At 63.3% G+C, this 18,568-nt stretch carries 14 protein-coding genes and 1 tRNA gene; 12 read left to right on the forward strand and 3 right to left on the reverse strand.

The features are described 5' to 3' along the window. Positions 1-196: 196 nt before the first annotated feature. Together BUS42_RS29845 and BUS42_RS29850 are read left to right on the forward strand one after the other, a co-directional pair. A complete protein-coding gene (locus BUS42_RS29845) occupies positions 197-673 on the forward strand; it encodes an STAS domain-containing protein (RefSeq protein ID WP_074313127.1) in 477 nt (158 codons plus the stop codon). An 82-nt stretch (positions 674-755) separates the two neighbouring features. Then, positions 756-1,112: an STAS domain-containing protein gene (locus BUS42_RS29850; RefSeq protein WP_074313129.1), complete on the forward strand. Its 357-nt coding sequence runs from the start codon at positions 756-758 to the stop codon at positions 1,110-1,112. Positions 1,113-1,323: 211 nt separating this feature from the next. Here the strand turns inward: BUS42_RS29850 and BUS42_RS29855 are convergent, their stop codons facing one another. Beyond that, positions 1,324-2,703 (reverse strand): MATE family efflux transporter, encoded by a 1,380-nt coding sequence (locus BUS42_RS29855; RefSeq protein WP_074313131.1) that lies wholly within the window; start codon positions 2,701-2,703, stop codon positions 1,324-1,326. A 217-nt stretch (positions 2,704-2,920) separates the two neighbouring features. Between BUS42_RS29855 and folD the strand changes: the two genes are divergently transcribed. The 5 genes from folD (at position 2,921) to BUS42_RS29880 (ending at position 9,890) form a co-directional block, all read left to right on the forward strand. Next, the gene (gene folD, locus BUS42_RS29860; RefSeq protein ID WP_074313133.1) at positions 2,921-3,787 is read left to right on the forward strand and encodes a bifunctional methylenetetrahydrofolate dehydrogenase/methenyltetrahydrofolate cyclohydrolase FolD; all 867 of its coding nucleotides are present in this window, start codon (positions 2,921-2,923) and stop codon (positions 3,785-3,787) included. Beyond that, positions 3,784-4,212: a hypothetical protein gene (locus BUS42_RS29865; protein ID WP_074313135.1), complete on the forward strand. Its 429-nt coding sequence runs from the start codon at positions 3,784-3,786 to the stop codon at positions 4,210-4,212. Before folD ends, BUS42_RS29865 begins: the two co-directional genes overlap by 4 nt. 80 nt (positions 4,213-4,292) lie before the next feature. Further along, positions 4,293-5,126 (forward strand): sugar phosphate isomerase/epimerase family protein, encoded by an 834-nt coding sequence (locus tag BUS42_RS29870; RefSeq protein WP_074313137.1) that lies wholly within the window; start codon positions 4,293-4,295, stop codon positions 5,124-5,126. Between the two features lie 325 nt (positions 5,127-5,451). Further along, positions 5,452-7,896: a DNA gyrase/topoisomerase IV subunit A gene (locus BUS42_RS29875; protein WP_074313139.1), complete on the forward strand. Its 2,445-nt coding sequence runs from the start codon at positions 5,452-5,454 to the stop codon at positions 7,894-7,896. A 71-nt stretch (positions 7,897-7,967) separates the two neighbouring features. Next, complete coding sequence (locus tag BUS42_RS29880; protein WP_074313141.1) at positions 7,968-9,890, forward strand: DNA gyrase/topoisomerase IV subunit B; 1,923 nt, start codon at positions 7,968-7,970, stop codon at positions 9,888-9,890. Between the two features lie 89 nt (positions 9,891-9,979). Here BUS42_RS29880 and BUS42_RS29885 read toward each other — a convergent pair whose 3' ends face one another. Continuing rightward, on the reverse strand, positions 9,980-10,930 hold the full coding sequence (locus BUS42_RS29885; RefSeq protein WP_074313143.1) for an MDR/zinc-dependent alcohol dehydrogenase-like family protein: 951 nt from the start codon (positions 10,928-10,930) through the stop codon (positions 9,980-9,982). Positions 10,931-11,322: 392 nt separating this feature from the next. Between BUS42_RS29885 and BUS42_RS29890 the strand changes: the two genes are divergently transcribed. From BUS42_RS29890 to BUS42_RS29905, 5 genes are all read left to right on the forward strand, one after another. Further along, on the forward strand, positions 11,323-12,276 hold the full coding sequence (locus tag BUS42_RS29890) for an acyl-CoA desaturase (RefSeq protein WP_074313145.1): 954 nt from the start codon (positions 11,323-11,325) through the stop codon (positions 12,274-12,276). A 470-nt stretch (positions 12,277-12,746) separates the two neighbouring features. Beyond that, positions 12,747-12,807 (forward strand) — tRNA-Gln (locus tag BUS42_RS43895). A 248-nt stretch (positions 12,808-13,055) separates the two neighbouring features. Continuing rightward, positions 13,056-14,936, forward strand: coding sequence for a hypothetical protein (locus BUS42_RS29895; protein ID WP_254053881.1), 1,881 nt, complete (start codon positions 13,056-13,058; stop codon positions 14,934-14,936). A gap of 65 nt (positions 14,937-15,001) precedes the next feature. Next, on the forward strand, positions 15,002-16,372 hold the full coding sequence (locus BUS42_RS29900; RefSeq protein ID WP_074313147.1) for a glycosyltransferase family 87 protein: 1,371 nt from the start codon (positions 15,002-15,004) through the stop codon (positions 16,370-16,372). An 82-nt stretch (positions 16,373-16,454) separates the two neighbouring features. Next, the gene (locus BUS42_RS29905; protein ID WP_074313149.1) at positions 16,455-17,408 is read left to right on the forward strand and encodes a dockerin type I domain-containing protein; all 954 of its coding nucleotides are present in this window, start codon (positions 16,455-16,457) and stop codon (positions 17,406-17,408) included. Here BUS42_RS29905 and queG read toward each other — a convergent pair. Further along, entirely contained in the window at positions 17,396-18,568 is a 1,173-nt protein-coding gene (queG, locus tag BUS42_RS29910; RefSeq protein ID WP_074313151.1) for a tRNA epoxyqueuosine(34) reductase QueG, read from the reverse strand. The two genes, BUS42_RS29905 and queG, sit on opposite strands and share 13 nt — an antisense overlap.

An 18,568-nucleotide genomic window follows, 5' to 3' on the forward strand; every position in this document is an offset into this window, starting at 1 on the left:
TGGGGGAGAGTACTAGCTGTTACGATGGTTATAAGGCATTGATCGAGTCGGGTTCCGCGTTGCCGTCGTCCTTGGGGCCGTAGGACGGATTGCGACCACCGGTCTTGTCAGCAATGCTCGTCTCTTCTCTTCGCAACGGCCATTCTCCGTGCACTCCCCCACGTCTCTGAACGCAAACCGCCGCGGATATTCTGCTATGCTCAAGCCCGCCGTGGAAGTTCACAATGTCGATGGGATCCTAGTCGCCGAGTTCTGGGATTGTCTTCGACTCGATCCAGCCCCCGTTCAAGACTTGCGTACGCTCTACGAAGCGCACCTGGCCTCGAAGGGGAGGCCCGTGGCGGTCATCGACCTCCTGGGCGTCGGTTACGCGGGGTCGGCGGCGCTCGGCAACTTCATGGCCATGCACCGTCTGGCCAAGCAACGCGGGGGTCGACTCATTTTCTGCAACGTCGATCCGACCGTGTTCGAGGTGTTTCGCGTCAGCAAGCTCGACCCCTTGTTCACGTTCTCGGCCGATCGCGCCTCGGCGTTGGCCGCGGCCAATGGTCAGGAGTCGTCGTCGGCTCCCGCCGCCTTCCCCAGTTCACCTACGGTGCCCGCCGCGGCCCCACCGCGTAAAAGCGGTGGAGATGGCTTGATCAGCGCAAGCCGACGAAGGAAGCTGTCTTAAGCTTGCGGCTCGGATCCGCGCCGCCTTGGCCTTCGCTAGCGATGAGCGGGCTGGTTGTTTGTTCCTTGAGAGGCTTTTCCCGATGGCGTCCACGCCTCGAATCGATGTGAATGAAATCGATAGCGTGAAAGTCGTCCGACTCCTCGACCGGCAACTCTTCGACGAGCGGACTGTTCGCGACGTTGCGGACCAGATTGCAGCCATTCTTCCGAATGACGGCACTCCCATTCGTTTGGTGCTTGACTTCTCCGACGTGGCCTTGATCTCGAGCTCGCTGCTGAGCAAGCTGATCCTGTTTCAGCGTCGGGTCGATTCCTCGCGGGGCAAGCTCCGGCTCTGCGAGCTTTCCCCCGTGCTCCAGCAGGTCTTCCGGACCTCGAACCTCGATCGGCTCTTCAGTATCGATCGCGACCAACGCGCCTCGCTGGCGGCCTTCTAGGCATTGTTTGAGAAAATCGGTCGAGGTTGAACTCGGCGATGATCCTCGCTGGAACCGAGCCGCGCACGCAGCGCAGCGGAGTCAGCGGTTCCCGATTGACGTTCCGAGGTGCCGAGCGCAACCGGAACGCTGACTCCGCTGCGCTGCGTGCGCGGCTCGGTTCAAGAAGAAGCAGTGGCCCGACCATCAGACCACACGGATTTTGTCCGGTTTAGACTCGCGCCAGCCTCCAGCCACCGTGGAGAAACCGCGCGGCGACCAGAGCCGCGCGAAGGCAGAGGTCGGCAAGCATGGCAATCCAGGCGCCGTAGAGTCCCCATCCGAGCCCGCCCGAAGCTTCGGGGGTGGTCAGCAAGTAGGTCAGCGGGATCCGTACGACCAAGTAGCCGAGCACGACGATCACCCAGGGCCAGCGGGTATCCCCGGCTCCTCGGAGTGCGCCGTTCAATACGTTGATGGTCGCCAGGGCGGGCATGGCGAAGGCCACCACCCGCAACACCGGCACGCCCAGGGCCGCGACTTCGGGTTGGCGGCCCCCGGTGAATACGAAGAACATCGGCCCGGCCAGCCCGTAGATGAGCACCCCCAAGCCGGAGAGGACGACGACTCCCAGCCACCAGGAGGTTCGGGCGGCCTGACTTGCGAGGTCGGGACGTCCCGCGCCCAGGTATTGGCCCGTGAGCGTACTCGCGGCGACCGCGAAGGCCGTGATGGTCAGAAAGGCGATCGCCTCGCAACGGATCGCCACACCGTGCGCCGCGGTGGCGGTCGCGCCCAGCAGGTTGATCAGGCTGAGGAACCAGAGCTGGGACAGGACGTTGGTCATGCTCTCGCCCGCGGCCGGCACGCTGATCCTGAGGATCCTCCGGGTCTCGTGCCAGACCGGGATCATCCCGCGCCAGTCGAGAGTCATGCCCGACCGCCCGCGAATCAGCAGGCCGAGCACGACCAACCCCCCTACCCCCTCGCCGATCGCTGTCCCGAGCGCAATTCCGGCGAAGCCGAGTGTCGGGAACGGGCCGATGCCCTGGAGTAGCGACCAACTCAGCGCCACATTAATCAGGTTAACCAGAATCATGACCCACATCCCGGTCCTGGTGTCCCCTGCCCCTCGGAGACAGGCAATCCCGACCGTGGTGCAGGCCAGGAGCGGAGTGATCGTCAGGACGATCTTCAAGAAGAGAGTCGCATGGATCGCCGCGGCGCCCCTGAGGTTCAAGGCCCGCACAATCGCCGGCGCGGTCATCCAGCCGATCGCAAAGGTCGCGGTGCCGACGACCAGGGCGATCGTGATCGACTGCTGGCAGATTCGCGCGGCCGCGGTGCGCTGGCCCTGACCGATCATCCGGGCCACCAACGCGGTTCCCCCGACCGAAACGATCGTCAGGATGTTGCCGAGAAACCAGAAGAGGTAACTCGACACCGTCACCGCGGCCAGATGCTCCTGCGAGAGGTAGCGACCCGTCAGCAGGGTATCGGACAGACCGACCAGGTAGAGCAGCGACTGTTCAACGAGCACCGGCGCGGCCAGCCAGATCACCTGGCGTGCAATCGAGGAGCCGGGAACCGCAAGCGAAGGGGCGTCGTCCATCACGATCCTTACTAGGGAGGAAGACGCACCCCAAAGCGTCAGCGCAAGGGGACGCGCCGAGTGTCGATGGGAAGGCCCCAAATTCGGCTTGACTCGGATTTTTCGACCCACGGGGGGACGTTGATCGGACCGGGGTGCAGGTAGGTGGGTTTCCCGCACTCGACCCTAAGAGCTATGATAGCGACTCGGACAACCCATGCTTCGGAGGAGTTCGCCCGTGCCCGCTCGAATCCTGGATGGTAAGGCCCTCGCGCAAAAAGTGAGGAAGGACGTGGCGGTCGAGGTGGCGCGGCTCAAGGCCGAGCACGGTCTGGTTCCCGGCCTGACGGTTGTGCTCGTCGGCGAGAATTCCGCAAGCCAGGTCTACGTCCGCAACAAGCAGAGCGCGTGCGAAGCCGCCGGCATGCACGGGACCATCGACCGCCTTGCCGCCGACACGTCCGAAGCCACCCTGCTCGCGACCATCGACCGCCTCAACGCCGACCCCGCCGTTCACGGGATCCTCGTTCAACTGCCGCTCCCCTCCCAGATTAACGAGCGTGCGGTGATCGAACGGATCGATCCGCTGAAAGATGTCGATGGGTTTCACCCGGTCAATGTCGGGCTCTTGACGATTGGGATGCCCCGGTTTGTCCCCTGCACTCCGCTCGGGATTCAGGAGATGCTGGTTCACCACGGGGTCGAGACCCGAGGCGCTCACGCCGTGATCCTGGGCCGCTCCCAGATCGTCGGCAAGCCGATGGCGCTCCTGCTCGTTCAAAAAGGGATCGGCGGCGACTCGACGGTGACGATCTGCCATACCGCGACGCGCGACGCCGCCGCCGAGACGCGCCGGGCCGATATCCTGATCGCCGCGATCGGCCAACCCGAAGCGGTCCGGGCCGACTGGATCAAGCCGGGAGCGGTCGTCATCGACGTGGGAATGAACCGGCGGAGCGACGGCTCGCTCTGCGGCGACGTCCACTACCCGGGCGCGTCCGAGGTGGCTTCGCTGATTACCCCGGTTCCCGGAGGCGTCGGGCCGATGACGGTCGCCATGCTCTTGCGCAATACCTTGCGGGCCGCGCTTCTGGCCCAATCATGAACCAGGAACAAGAGACGCTCCGGAAGCTTGATCGGCTCCTGAACCAGCTCGATCGGAAGGCCAGGCGGCCGCGCTCGCGATTTCCGATGGCGGCGATCTACTTGACCCTGGCCCTGATCCTGGGTTATCAACTGCTCGTGCGTTTCGTCCCCATGGTCTGGTCGACGCTTCTGCCCGGTGGCTGGGCCCAGGCCGAAACTTTGTCCGGTTGGCCGGGCCTGATCTACCGCTTAGGGTGGATCTGTCACACGCGCTTCGAGGCGGTCTGCATCGCGTTGGGTGGCATTTCGCTTGCGGGATTCGTGCTGAGCTTCGGCCCCTGGCCGGCGCGGCTCGTGGTCTGGCTGGCCGCGGTCGGGTTCGTTCTCGTCGACGCGGGCATCGTGTTCGTCGCGATCATGACCTGTCTCAATCTGGCCCTCTGAAAACGAGTCCAGGGCCGTCTCGGGCGGGTGGCTCGAGCGGTTCTCGCCCATTTCACGTCAATTTAAAGGCGACCTCTATCATGATCCGCCTGGGAATTTGCAACGAACTCTTCGAGGGGTGGGACTTCGCCGAGGTTTGCCGGACGGTCAAGGCGCTCGGCTACGAAGGCCTCGAAATTGCGCCGTTCACCCTGGCACCGCGAATCACCGACGTCTCGGCGGCGCGTCGCCGCGAACTCCGTACGATCATCGAGGACGCGGGCCTGAGCACGATCGGTCTCCACTGGCTCTTGGCCAAGACCGAGGGCTTTTACCTGACGACTCCCGACGTTGCGGTCCGGAATCAAACGGCCGACTATCTCGTGGAACTGGCCGAGGCGACTCGCGACCTCGGCGGCACCCTGATGGTCCTCGGCTCACCCAAACAACGCGATTTGCTGCCGGGGGTCTCCTACGATCAGGCGTTCGACTTCGCCGTCGATGTGCTGAGCCGATCGATGCCGAAGATCGGCGACTTCGGGGTCGACCTTTGCGTGGAGCCGCTGGCGCCGAGTGAGACCGACTTTCTTAACACGTGCGACCAGGCGAACGTCATGATCGAGCGGGTGGGCCACCCGAACTTCAAGCTCCACATGGACGTGAAAGCCCAGAGCGGTGAGACGACCGCCACCGTTCCCGAACTGCTGACCAAGCACGCCGCCAACGCCGGACACTTTCACACCCAGGACGTGAACCTCCGCGGACCCGGTATGGGAGACGTCGACTTCGGCCCGATCATGAAGGCGCTCGTCGATTCTGGCTACGATCGTTGGGCCTCGGTCGAGGTCTTCGATTACTCACCAGGTGCCGTGGAAACGGCCCGCCAGAGCATCGAGACCCTGAAGCGGAACTTGGACGCAGCCTATGCCCGTTGATTCCGACTGAGCAATGCCCGACAAATCCCCTGCCTGAAGACTCAGGTTGGGTGAGCACGGCCCACCGATTTGGAATTGGCCTGGGATCCATCCCAAGAGCCGGTGGGCTGTGCCCACCCGCCAATTCCCTGGCGTCGACACCCATTCGTGGTTGCCTCCTGTCCTGTTACTCGCAGGTTGGTCGGTTGCGCTTGATGTCAATGCGGTAGATTTGTACAGTAGGCGATTGCGGGGTCGGAGGGAAAACTGGTATTGTTGTAGAGAGACGAATGGGGTTTGCTCTGGGGCGAACGGATTCACGGTCTTCGAGGCGAAAAACGGAGCGATGGCGAAACGCAAGCGCCGATCGATCAACGGGCTAGGGCTTGAGAACGCGCGGCCGAAATCGGTCATCGAGGATGTCTCGTTGGCTGAGGCGACCCGATCGCGATACCTCAACTATGCGCTGAGCGTTATTACGTCACGCGCCTTGCCGGACGTCCGTGACGGTCTGAAACCAGTCCAACGCCGCATTCTGTATGCGATGTGGCATGATTTGCACCTGAGCTCGGACAGCCGCTTCATGAAATGCGCGGCGGTCGTCGGCGAGGTGATGAAGAGTTATCACCCGCACGGTGACGCATCCATCTATGATGCCTTGGTGCGGATGGCTCAACCATTCAGCCTTCGGTATCCGTTGGTGGAAGGTTACGGAAACTTCGGGTCGATCGACGGCGATCCTCCGGCGGCCTTTCGTTATACCGAAAGCCGGCTGACGCCGATCGCGCAAGAGCTCTTGAGCGAACTGCGGCAGCAGACGGTCGACTTCCGCCCCAATTATGCGTCGACGACCGACGAGCCTATCGTCCTCCCCGCCCAGTTTCCCAATCTCCTGGTCAACGGAGCGTCGGGAATTGCGGTCGGGATGGCCACGAATATTCCGCCGCACAACTTGCGGGAGGTCTGCGCCGCGCTCGATGCGCTGCTCAAGGACCGCGATCTCCCCTTGGAGAAGCTCACCCAGTACATCACCGCCCCTGACTTCCCGACGGGCGGCGTGATCCTGAACACCCCTGACGAAATCCGCCACGTGTATGCGACCGGTCAGGGGACAATCAAGCTTCGCGGCACCTATGAGCTTGACCCGGAGAAGGCGAACACCGTGCTGATCACCTCGATTCCTTACGGGATCGAGAAGGATCCGCTCGTGCAGCGGATCGGCGAGTTGATCGGCAAGGGCCTGGTTCCCCAACTCACGAACATCAAGGATTTGAGCACCGACGACGTTCGGATCGCGTTGGAGCTCCGGCCTGGTTCGAACGCCGACGCGGCGCTCGCCTACTTGTTCAAGAACACACCCCTGCAAACCAACTTCAACGTCAACCTGACCTGCCTGCTGCCCGCGGCCGGGGCCGAGATTGCGGTCCCCGACCGGCTCGATTTGCGGAGTATCCTCCAGCACTTCCTCGAGTTCCGGCTCGATATCGTCACCCGGCGGTTGCAGTACGAACTGACGAACCTGCTCCAGCGAATCCACATCCTCGAAGGATTCGCGATCGTCTTCAACAACCTTGATGAAGCGATCAGGATCATCCGCGACAGCGACGGCAAGGCCGACGCCGCTCCCAAGTTGATCGCCCGGTTCGACCTCTCCGAGCTCCAGGCCGACGCGGTGCTCGAAACGAAGCTCTACCGGCTGGGTAAGCTTGAGATTAACGACATCCTCGAAGAGCTCGCCCAGCGACAAAAGCGGGCCGCGGAGATTCAGGCGCTCCTGGACGATGAGTCGGCACGTTGGAAGATCATTCGGACCGAGTTGAAAGAGATCGGCCGCGCCTACGGCGACGATCGGCGGACCAAGGTCGACGGGCCTCCCGAGGCGATCGAGTATCGCGCGGAGGATTATATCGTCGACGAGGATGCGTGGGTGATCGTTACCCGCGACGGCTGGGCGAAGCGGCAGAAGTCGTTCACCGACGTCGCCAGCATCCGGGTCCGCGAAGACGACCGCGTCGGCTGGATCTACCGTTCCCGGGCGCGGCAGACGCTGACGATGTTCACCGATCGGGGGATGGCGTACACGCTCAGAGTCAACGACATCCCGATGACGACCGGGCACGGCGACCCGATCCAGAAGCAGTTCGCGTTTGAGGACAATGAGCATATCGTGTGCGTCCTCTGCCACGACCCGCGCTGCCTGCCCGAACCGGGTGATACTCCGCAGTCGCCCGTCTCCCTGGTCCAGGGAACCTTGGACGGAGTCAACGGGACTACCGGCGAAGGCACGAACCCGGCGCTCCCTCCTCCCCCTTACGGGATCGCCCTGACGGCCGGCGGCAAGGTCTTGCGGTTTGCGCTCGCGCCCTTGGCGACCGTCTCGAATCGCAAGGGGCGTTCGCTCGTTCGCCTCGACTCCTCGGTTCCGGACGATCTGGTCGTGGGCGTCGAGGCGACCGATGGGACGGAGAACATCTGTCTGGCGACCCGATCAGCGCGGGTCCTGATCTTCCCGGTGACCGAGGCCAATGTGGTCGGGAGCACGGCCAAGGGGGTCATCGCCATCAAGCTCGACTCCGATGACCGCGTCCTCGGGTTCGCGCTGGCCAACAAGGTGCGTGAAGGCCTGACCGTGCAAACCAACCGTGGGGCCACCCAGATTATCCGGGCCACCAAGTATCCCGTCACCAGTCGGGGCGGCCGGGGCTATGGCGTCCTGCAACGGGGGACGCTCGACGCGATCATCCACGATGAAGCGACGCCGATCCCACCGCCCGAACAAGTGGGCGAGTAGGGCGAACCACCCTTCTCCCTTGATCGATACCCGCGCGACCCTTACGTCTGCTTGAGCGAGGACGCTATCCGATGGCCTCGGGAACATATAACGCCGATTCGATCACCGTTTTGGAAGGCCTGGAGGCCGTCCGACGGCGTCCGGGTATGTATATTGGTGGGATTGATTCCACCGGTCTCCACCACCTGCTCTGGGAAGTCGTCGACAACTCGGTCGACGAGGTGATGAACGGGCACGCCACGCGGATCGTGGTCACGCTCGAAACCGATGGCAAGACGGTCTCGGTCTTCGATAACGGCCGCGGTATCCCCGTCGATATCCATCCCAAAACCGGCCAGAGCGCGCTCGAGGTGATCCTCACCACGCTCCACGCTGGTGGCAAATTCGACAACGATGCCTACAAGGTCGCGGGCGGTCTCCACGGTGTCGGCGCCAGCGTGGTCAACGCCTTGAGCAAGAGCCTGATCGCCCAGGTTCGCCGCGACGGCGTGGTTTATTCCCAGAGCTACCGCCGCGGCAAACCGCTCGGCCCGGTCGAGCCGGGGGAACCCGCGCGGGGGACCGGGACCACCATCACGTTTACACCCGACCCCGAGATCTTTCTCGACCAGGTCTACGACTCGAAGCTGATCGCCGAACGACTGGACATCAAGACCTACTTGAATAAGGGCTTGGTGATTCAGTTCGTCGATCAGAAGAAGAAAGAGAGTCACGAGTTTCGCCACGATGGAGGTGTCGCCGACTTCCTTGATGCCGTCAACCAGGCGCGGGCGGACGTGCGGGTCTCCCCCCTGCCGTTCGTGCTCGAGCGGGAAGACGACGCCGAAAATTTCCGGTGCCACGTGGCCCTGGCGTGGACCGAGTCCACCGAGGAGTCGGTCCGGTCGTTCGTCAACACGATCCCGACCGTCGACGGCGGCACGCACGAGCTGGGCTTGCGCGAAGCGGTCCGTTCGGCGGTCCGGCGGTACATGACCGATCACGACCTGATCAAGAAGGGGGTCGAGATCAAGAATGAGGATATCCTCGAAGGCTTGACCGCAGTCCTCTCCATTTGTGTTCATGAGCCGCAGTTTCAAGGGCAGACCAAGGGGCGGCTGAACAATGCCGAGGTCCGTTCCCTGGTCGAGTCGATGGTACGGCCTCGGCTCGAAACCTTCCTGATCAAGAACCGGAGCGTCGGCGACGCGATCGCCGCGCGGGTGATCCAGTCGGCCAAGGCCCGCGAAGCCAGCCGCGCGGCGGCCTCGCAGGTCCGCCGAAAAACGGCGATCAGCAATCGACTCAACCTCCCGGGCAAGCTGCACGACTGCGACAGTACCAACCCCGACGAGTCGGAACTGTTCATCGTCGAAGGCGACTCGGCCGGTGGCTCGGCCAAGCAAGGTCGTGACCGCGACATCCAGGCGATCCTCCCTCTCAAGGGCAAGGTGCTCAACGCCGAGCAGGCGGGTAAGGCGAAGGTCCTCGACAACAAAGAGCTGACCGATATTGTCAGCGCCCTCGGCTGCGGGATGGACGATCAGTACGACCCAGCTCGACTTCGCTACGGTAAGGTCATTCTCCTGACCGACGCCGATAGCGACGGCCACCACATCGCCACGCTCCTCCTGACCTTCTTCTACCGTCATCTTCCCAGTCTCTTGAACGATGGGCACGTCTTCCTTGCCTGCCCGCCGCTCTACAAAATTTCCTGGGGCAAGGAAACCTACTGGGCCGCCGATGACGCGACACGCGACCGCGCTTTGGCCAAGTTGCCCAAGAATGCCAAGCCCAACATCACACGCTTCAAAGGTCTGGGCGAGATGCCCTCGGCACTCCTCTACGAGACGACCCTCGACCCGGCCCGCCGCCGCCTGCTCCGCGTAACCGTCCCCGACGACGACCGCACCTACACCGAACGGACCGTGAGCGACCTCATGGGCAAAGAACCCGAGGCTCGATTCAAGTTCATCATGGCGGAAGCCTATACGGCGAAAGATATTGATATTTAGGTGTAATTGTGCCCGGATTTGCTTCGATCACGGGCTTGGGCCGTTCGGGGCTCCTTCCTCGAAACCTTGGACCGCTCGGGGAGCGCCGTTCAATCCGAGGCTGGGTCGACATGGATCAGGATCTTCCGGGCCCCTTTTTCAGAGGCGGCCCGGAAGGCGGCCTCGGCCTCATCCAGGGGAAACTCCGCGCCGATCAGGGGGCGGACGTCGACCTGGCGATTGACCAGGGCGGCGATCGCCTTAGGGAAGGGGCCGCACCGCGAGCCGATCACGCGGACCTCGTTGATGACGATCCCGGCCAGATCGAGGGTGTACGTTCCCGCGACGGTCGTTTTCAAGACGACCGTACCGCAAGACCGGACCAGCCCCAGCGCTGTGGGAAATCCCGAGTGCGACCCGGTGCAGTCGACGACGACGTCAAACTGCTTCGCGAGCGCTGAGGCTTCTTCAAGCCGGTGGGTGGCGATGCCCTCTCCCGCCAAAGCCAGCTTCGCGGGGTGCTTGCCAATCAAGCTCACCTGAGCTCCGGTTGTCCGTGCGACCCAGGCGCAGAGCATCCCGAGCTTGCCGTCGCCGAGGATCGCCATCTTCAGGTCGGGATGGAGTTCCAGTTGCTCGGTGATCCGGAAGGCCGCGGCGAGTGGTTCGATAAACACGGCCTCGCGATCGCTGATCGCGTCGGGAATTTCATGCAGGTTGACCAAGGGCACGACGACCTGTTCCGCCATCGCCCCGTCGTGGCCCACGATCCCCAGAACCGTCCGGTGCGGACAGTGACCGGGCCGGCCGTCTAGGCAAACAGGGCAATTGTGGCAAGCGTTATTGATTTCCGCGGTGACGCGGCGGCCGGCGTCGGTCAGGCCGACGAACTCGTGGCCGAGCACGCCACGGAACCCCAGATAGCCTTTGGCGAGTTGGATATCGGTGTCGCAGAGCCCCACGCTCCGGACGCGGAGGCGGACTTCACCCGGGCCGGGAATTGGCGTGGGGAGATCGTCACGGAGCCGGATTGAGGAGCCGTCGCAGTAGAGACCTTTCATGAAATTCCCCGATAATCATCGATTGCGGAGGCCCTGGCCCCAGAACGGGCAAATTGCCGGATCGGTTGATTTTCCCCGAATTTGTCTTTGTTCCGCGAGGGCAATCATAGTAAACTCTTGCCGCGACTTGATAGGGTTTCCCTCCGAACAGATCGCACACGCCCGAGGCGAGAGCCAGACTCATTTTTTCCGAGTGACTGGCGATTGTCGAGGCTCTCGCCGTCCTATAAGACACGACCGAACCTCCGGGTGGGCTCTGGTGCCGGAACGCGGAAGACAGTACGTGAGCCTGGATCGTGGCACCGACCGCTTCAATGGCAGCCGATGAGCATGATCGGCCCACCCCGTCGAACGAGTATCCGCCCGGACTATCCACAAATCGAAGGTTCAGCATGTCCACGACGCTTTCCGATCCCGCTCCGCAGAAGATTGCCTGGGCCCCCCTGATCTGGATCGGGGCGCTTCATGTGGGTGCCCTGCTCGCGTTCGTCCCGGCTTACTTCACCTGGCAGGCCGTCGCTCTCTGCTTCTTCCTGCATTGGGTGACGGGCGGGCTCGGCATCACGATGACCTACCATCGCCTGCTGACGCATCGCAGTTTTGCGACCCGGCCGAAGGCGCTGGAGTACGTCCTGACGGCGATCGGTTGCTGTGCCTCGGAGGGGGGGCCGATCGGTTGGGTTTCCGACCATCGCCGCCATCACGCCCATTCCGACGAAGAAGATGATGTTCATAGCCCGAACCGAGGGTTCGGCTGGGCGCATATGTTCTGGTGGATGACGCCCGACATCACCTCGATCCACACGCCCGAGTACTACCAGCGGTGGGCCCCCGATCTCTGTAAAGATCCGGTCCTTCGTTGGCTCGACAAATATTTCATCCTGTTCCCGATCCTGTTGGGCGTCGGCCTCTACGCGATCGGCGGCATGCCTTGGCTCGTCTGGGGCGGGTTCGTTCGCTCGGTCTTCGTGCTCCATTCGACCTGGCTGGTCAACTCGGCCACTCATATCTGGGGCTACCGGTCGCACGAAACACGTGACAAGTCGACCAACCTCTGGTGGGTCGCCGTGGTGACTTACGGTGAAGGGTGGCACAACAACCACCACGCCTTCCAGACCTCGGCCCGACACGGCCTCCGGTGGTGGGAGGTCGACATGACCTACATGACCATCCGCCTCCTCTCCTTCCTCGGTCTTGCTTACGCCATCAAGATGCCCAAGATCCCGAAGACCACCGCGGCCAGTCCCGACCGCCTTGTCGAGGACGCCGCCGGAAGTGATCCCGAGATGACCACGGTTTCCGGCACGGCCAGCGACGAGCCCGAACTGGCCGTCGCCTCGAAGTAAGCGAAGCCAACGCGCCACCGAACGCTCGGATTATCGCATAAGAGAACTTGGACGGGTGGGCCGCAACTCCGCGGCTCACCCGTTCTTGCGTATCGGCATTGTGGTTCAGGAACGGTTTCGGTGAGTAGTGGGTTGTATCGCAGCACGACTGGGGCGATGATAGTGCGAGTAAGCGGCCCTAGCTCAACGGCAGAGCAGGGGACTCATCATTTTGTGCGGAAAAAAATGGTGGCGCCGGGGGGTAACCCTCGAACGCGATCCGGGTGAATTGCGGGAAACCTAAACCCTGGGTGTCGAAACCGGTTTCGCACCGAGGGCATGGCAATCCGCAGCCTAGCTTGGTCGGGCAACAGGTGGCCAAGACGGTTCAGAGACTAGCGGGGTGAGTCCCAACAATAACCCCCGCCGACGAGCGCCCGGCCTCCTCCTGACCTTTTCCCAAAGGCCAAAGAGGAGGGTGAGATAGTCCAAGCCTCGTGGAAACGCGAGGGGCCTTGAATCCCTTGGTTGCAGGTTCGAATCCTGCGGGCCGCATTGCCGAAGATCGTGCCGAAGTGTCAGCGTCTCATCCCATCGGAGGAGGAGGCGCAAATACCAGCCGGATCGGGTCGGGTCGGAGAGTCCTAAGCAGTCGTAACGGGTCTTCGCGATGCATGACAACCCCTCGCGCCACCGCCGCGGTCCACTCCACGACCTGATAGGTAGCATCCTCGCGCGAGCGGGCAGGTCTGTTTCATGACCTGGTTCGCTCGGGGTCGAGGGACCAGGTTTTCAAAAGGTTGGGGCTTGGTCGTTCTGATGGCCCTGGTTCATGGCTGGGCCATCTGGATGGGGATGGGGGGCGCTCGGGACTCTCCAACGGCTGGCCGATCTGGCATGACGATCATCCACTCTACTTTCATAGTGCCCTGATCACCCCCCGGTTCTTGAGCCTGACCGGGACCACGGCGGGTTATGACCCCAGCTTCATGTCGGGGTATGCCAAGAGCGTGGTATTTCCCGCCTCATCGACGTTGCCGGAGCTGGTGCTTACCCTTTTCGGCGGTGATCACCCCGAGTACGCCTACAAGGTTTACGTCTTGGTTTCGGCGTCGCTGATCCCCTGGCTGATTGCCTGGGGGGCGGGCCTCTGGAACGCTCGAGGCGGGGCCGCCTCCCTTGTGGTCCTGCTCTTCCTGATCTATGTCTGGACCGATTTTCCAATCAACTACGCCGCGTTCGGCATGCTGCCCTACCTCTTGGCGATCCCACTCGGGCTTGCGGCCGTGGGGGCCTTTTGCCGCTACCTGGAGCGGGGTGGTGTACGCTGGTGGCTGGTCTCAGCGACGCTGATGGCAGGGGTTGTGCTGGTCCATCTGACCGGCTCGATGGTCGTTGCGCCGGCGGCCGCCCTGGCTTACGCCACCGCGTTCGCGATGCGCGAGCGGGTTCCCGGCTCCTTCCCGGTGTCGCGGCACGTGGGGGTCTGGCTGATTCCGTTGGTTGTGCTGGCGGTCAATGCCTTCTGGTGGCTTCCGGGCCTCTGGCTGGCCTCCACCAAGGGGCCGAGCGACTTCGCCTTCGCTCATCCTGAAGGAGTGGTCACGCGGCTTGGCCAGATCGTGACCGTCGAAGCCCCGATTGAGAGCGTTCTCTGGGGGACGGGCCTGTTGGGGCTCGCTCTGCTCGTCCGGCGCGATCGGGTTCTTGGAGCGGGGCTCCTCGGGTTTATCGGGGCGGGCGTTTTTTGGGGCTATCTCGCGGGGGGCCTGCGGTCGCTCGACTTCCTCCAACCGGGGCGGCACACCTACGCCGTCTATACGGGGCTGGCGCTGGCTTCGGGGCTGGGCATCGCCGAGAGTTTGACCCGGCTCGCCGGAGCGGAACGGCCACGACTCGATCGCTGGGCGGTCGTCGGGCTGGTCCTTGTCGGGCTTCGCCTGTTCGGACCCGCGATGAATGCGTCGGTGCTCTCTCGAGTGGCGGGACCTCATCCGTTTTTGGAGAGCCGGCCATCCGAGCGGCTCCTCTGGGTGGTCGGACACATCAAACGATCGATGCAGCGCGGTGAGCGTCTGCTCTACGAAGAAGGGGGCTTTGGGCTCCCCGGCATCCCTGACCCGTTCCAGGGAGGGCGTTTCAGCGGGATTCTCCCTTGGAAGACCGGGGTGGAAGTCATCGGAGGCCCGTATCTCCACGCCTCTCTGGTCACGAATTTCACGCAGTTCGGCGAGGGGAAGTTGTTCGGCGAGGCGAAGTGGGGCCGCGACCACTTCGTGCGCTACGCTCGGCTCTATCGGCCGACGTACATCTTGTGCTGGAGCCCTTGGACGCGAGGTTTCTGCCGGTCGAATCCCGAACTCATTGAGGTTCTCGACGACGATGGTACGCTCCTGTTCGGTCGGGTCAACGGCTTTGCCGGCGATGCGATCGAAGGTACGGCCCAGGTTGATGCGTCGCCGGGGCGGCTGGTGGTGCGCGAGAGCGAGCCTGGGGTTGACGGAACCGTGGTCCTCCGGTATCACTCCGTCCCGTGTCTGAGGACCAATCCGCCAACCCGGTGGGAACCGGTGTTTCTGGAGCAGGATCCGACGCCGTTCATTCGGCTCCACCCCGCTGGTGGCTCGGTCACTCTGGAAATCAGGTTTCCGCCCGACAAGGAGCGCGGACCTGGGCACTGACGAGGCCGCACGCGGACCGAGACGAGTTGACGCGTGGCCCCACCTCCATGGAAGGAGTGAGAGCCGTGCTACTGGCCCCTCGCGATGCGGCCCCTGATTTCGATCGCCATTTCCGCCGTGCCGTCTGGATCGCGGCGCTGATCACCATGGTGGGTGCCGCGTTGGTTTACGCCGACAAGGCGGCCGAAGACCGCAGCGCCTTCGTCCGCTGGCGGCACCAGGTGCTCCAGTTCTGGGATGGCGAGAACATCTATGACGAGATGCGGTTCCCGAACCCGCCGATCTTCCCGATCACGATTTATCCCCTGATGACGCTCTCACCGGTCACAGGGGCACTCACCTGGTTCACGATCAAGGTCGCGCTCACCGCCGCCTCAATCTGGCTCTGCTTCCTGATGGTGCGACCTACCGGCGAACGGACGCTCCCCTCATGGATCCAGGGCTTTGTGCTGTTGCTCAGCCTGAGGCCGATTCTCAGCGATCTCCATCACGGGAATAACAACCTCATCATCCTGTTCCTGGTGGTCGCCGCGCTCCAAGCCTGGCGGAAGGGCTACGACGTGCTCGCCGGCATCACGCTGGCGCTGGCGATCTCGTACAAAATCACTCCGGCGCTTTTCGTCCCCTACTTCCTCTACAAGCGATCGTGGCGGACCGTGGGTGCCACGATGCTCGGGATGGTTCTGTTCGTTCTCGTGATCCCGAGCGTGATCCTCGGCCCGTCTTTCAACCTGCTCTGTTTGAAGACGTGGTGGCACGGGATGATGACCCCGTTCCTGGTCAACGACTTCGTGAGTCCGCAGGAGATGAACCAGTCGATGGTCGGAGTCCTGACCCGGCTCCTGACCGACTCGAAGACGGGGGGCGGTCGCTACGACGTCCACCTCGATCTCAACCTGGTCTCCTGGTCCCCCGCGTTCGTGAAAGCACTTCTCAAAGGGATCTCGATCGGCCTGGTCGGCATGCTCGCCCTGCTCTGCCGGACGAAAACGAGTCGTCGCGATGATTCGAGGCTCCTCGGTGAGTTCGCGCTCATCGTCATGACCATGCTTTTCGTCTCGGAGCGGAGTTGGAAGCACCACTACGTCACCCTGCTCTTGCCCTACACCTACCTTGTGTACCGGGTGGGGATGCCGGGACCGAAATGGCGGAGGGTGGCTTTGGGAGGCGCGCTCGCGCTCTCGGCGTTCCTGATCGCATCGACCTCGTCGGAGATTGGCGGAATCTTCGCGCACGGGCGGGGTCACAAACTGGCGCAAGGGTACGGCATGTTTCTCTGGGCGGGCGTGGTCTTATATATTGCCACGGCTTGGAGTGTTTGGGTGGAGGGCGGCGCCGATTGTGCCGATTATAGGGATATTGAGCCAGTGTCGCCGGAGCGGAGCACTTCGGCGCCTCACTGGGTGGGGAAGGCTCAGCCGACCATTTCCAGCTAAATCCGCTGGAACCGCTCAGGTGCATCTCCCCCCTGGTCTGTTGTTGAGCGATTCATCTCGGGCAGTGGCCAAGGAGGGCCTTATGAACCCGTTCAAACGAGCACCTCGCCGACGTCAGCAGGTGCAACTCTGTGCCGAGGCGTTGGAAACCCGACAACTGCTCACAGGGGGTGCGGGCAATACCTTCGCGATCATCCCCGGCACCATCGACAAGCCCAACGGCACGGTCTCGGTCTCGTTCACGCTCGACCAGTCGCACTTCACCCGGCCGAAAGGAAAAGTGGCGATTGGCATCGACGTCGTGGCGGATCCATCGGGCAGCTTGAAGCCCTTGATCTCGTCGGTGACGGACCCCCACGGTAAGATCATTCCGCAAACGATCCACGCGATCTACGACCCGCACGTGAAGCATCGCCAGGTGGCCGGCGGTAAGGGCACGAGTGCGGTGATCAGCCCGATCGGCTCGTTCCCGAGTGATCCGTCCCAGCCGGTCACGTTTACGACCCAGGTCCAAGCCACGGGCAAGACGACCGGTAAGTTCTTGCTCGGGTTCTACTTGCCCGGCGACGCCAACGGCGACGGCAAGGTCGATCAGACCGACCTCAAGCTTGTTCGCTCGCTCCTGGGCTCGAAGGCGGGCGACAAACGATATTCGTTCGATGCCGATACGAATCGCGATGGCCGGATCACCGCGACCGATGTCGCTTACACCAAGCAAAACATGGGTGTGACGACGACGATCAGCCCCGTGATCGCCGCCAACCTCGACACGTCCAGTGTGAGCAACCCCGCGGGCCGTGCGAACAACATGCCCACGGCGCGATTCACCGGCACGGCCACACCGGGCGCCGCGATCACCTACGCCAATTCGTCCGACCCCCAACAGGCGACGATCTCGACCACGGCCGACACCGCTGGGAACTACACCGTGATCACCCCGCTGAGCCTGGGTGACAACGTATTCGAGGTCACCTCGGTGGACGCGTTCGGGCAGACCATCAAGGGGAAGATCGCCGGGGTCACTTACAAACCCTGAGGCCGTTCTTCACACTCAGGAGTCGTCGAGTCCGCTTGACCCGAACCGGACACAATCAAGGCCCGTTGGATCGCATCATGCGCCAACGGGTCTTGATCGTTGAGATGGGACTCGAGCGCCTGGATCGCCTCGTCCGAGCCGATCTGGCCCAGGGCCCGGGCCACGGATGAGCGAATCACCGGATCGGGATCGTCCAACAAGCCCGCGAGCGCCGGCACGGCCGAGGCTTCGCCGCTCGCCCCCAGCACGGACGCGGCGTTCCGGAGTAATCCGGAGCGTTTCGAACGTGCCAGTGCCGTTCCCTTGATCGCCTTGGAAAAGGTGGCCGGATCTTCGGCCAGCCACTCGACGAGGTTGGGGTGGGCCCACTCCTCCCCGGGGTCGAGTGCCGGCTCTCTGCCGGCCGATGCCTTGCGGTTCCATGGGCAGACGTCCTGGCAGATGTCACAGCCGAAGACCCAGCCGTCGAGCTGCCCTGCGACGTCGTCGGGGATCGGCCCCTTATGCTCGATCGTCCAGTAACTGATGCACCGTCGTGCGTCGAGTTGGTAAGGGCCGGTGAAGGCGTCGGTCGGGCAGGCGTCGAGGCAGCGGGTGCAGGTCCCGCAGTGGCTGGACTCGTGGGGCGGGTCGTAGTTCAGTTCGACATCGAGCAGCAATGCCCCCAGCAGGGTGAAACTGCCGAGGCGGCGGTTGATGAGCATCGTGTTCTTACCAACCCAGCCGAGCCCGGCGCGGCGCGCGAAATCACGTTCGAGCAACGGGGCGGTGTCGGTCACCGCGCGGCCGCGAACGGCCGGTTCCTCGACCTTGAGCCAGTCGAGGAGGGACTCGAGCCTGCGCCAGAAGACCTCGTGATAATCGGCGGCCCGAGCGTAGCGGGCGACCTTGCCCTGGGTCGGCCCCGCCGGCTCGGATTCCGGACGGCCGTACACGAAGCTCGCGACCACGACGGACCGTACGCCCTCGAGCAGCCGGTCGGGATGGGCCCGGGCCTCGGCCTGGCGTTCGAGGTATCCCATGCCCGCCGCATGCCCGGCCTGGAGCCAGTCCAGGTAGTGTGGGTAACTCGGGGGGCTCACCGCGGGCGCAATCCCGACCTGGTCGAAACCGAGTCGAAGGGCTTCAGACTTGAGACGAGCCGTCAGGTCCGGGTCCAT

The organism is Singulisphaera sp. GP187, assembly GCF_900129635.1.
Lineage (GTDB): Bacteria > Planctomycetota > Planctomycetia > Isosphaerales > Isosphaeraceae > Singulisphaera.

Coding starts and splice junctions, on each gene's coding strand:
- queG (WP_074313151.1), bottom strand. CDS start 18,568: ATGGACCCGGACCTGACGGCTCGTCTCAAGTCTGAAGCCCTTCGACTC.
- BUS42_RS29885 (WP_074313143.1), bottom strand. CDS start 10,930: ATGAAAGGTCTCTACTGCGACGGCTCCTCAATCCGGCTCCGTGACGAT.
- BUS42_RS29855 (WP_074313131.1), bottom strand. CDS start 2,703: ATGGACGACGCCCCTTCGCTTGCGGTTCCCGGCTCCTCGATTGCACGC.
- BUS42_RS29850 (WP_074313129.1), top strand. CDS start 756: ATGGCGTCCACGCCTCGAATCGATGTGAATGAAATCGATAGCGTGAAA.
- BUS42_RS29890 (WP_074313145.1), top strand. CDS start 11,323: ATGTCCACGACGCTTTCCGATCCCGCTCCGCAGAAGATTGCCTGGGCC.
- BUS42_RS29865 (WP_074313135.1), top strand. CDS start 3,784: ATGAACCAGGAACAAGAGACGCTCCGGAAGCTTGATCGGCTCCTGAAC.
- BUS42_RS29880 (WP_074313141.1), top strand. CDS start 7,968: ATGGCCTCGGGAACATATAACGCCGATTCGATCACCGTTTTGGAAGGC.
- BUS42_RS29905 (WP_074313149.1), top strand. CDS start 16,455: ATGAACCCGTTCAAACGAGCACCTCGCCGACGTCAGCAGGTGCAACTC.
- BUS42_RS29845 (WP_074313127.1), top strand. CDS start 197: ATGCTCAAGCCCGCCGTGGAAGTTCACAATGTCGATGGGATCCTAGTC.
- BUS42_RS29875 (WP_074313139.1), top strand. CDS start 5,452: ATGGCGAAACGCAAGCGCCGATCGATCAACGGGCTAGGGCTTGAGAAC.
- BUS42_RS29870 (WP_074313137.1), top strand. CDS start 4,293: ATGATCCGCCTGGGAATTTGCAACGAACTCTTCGAGGGGTGGGACTTC.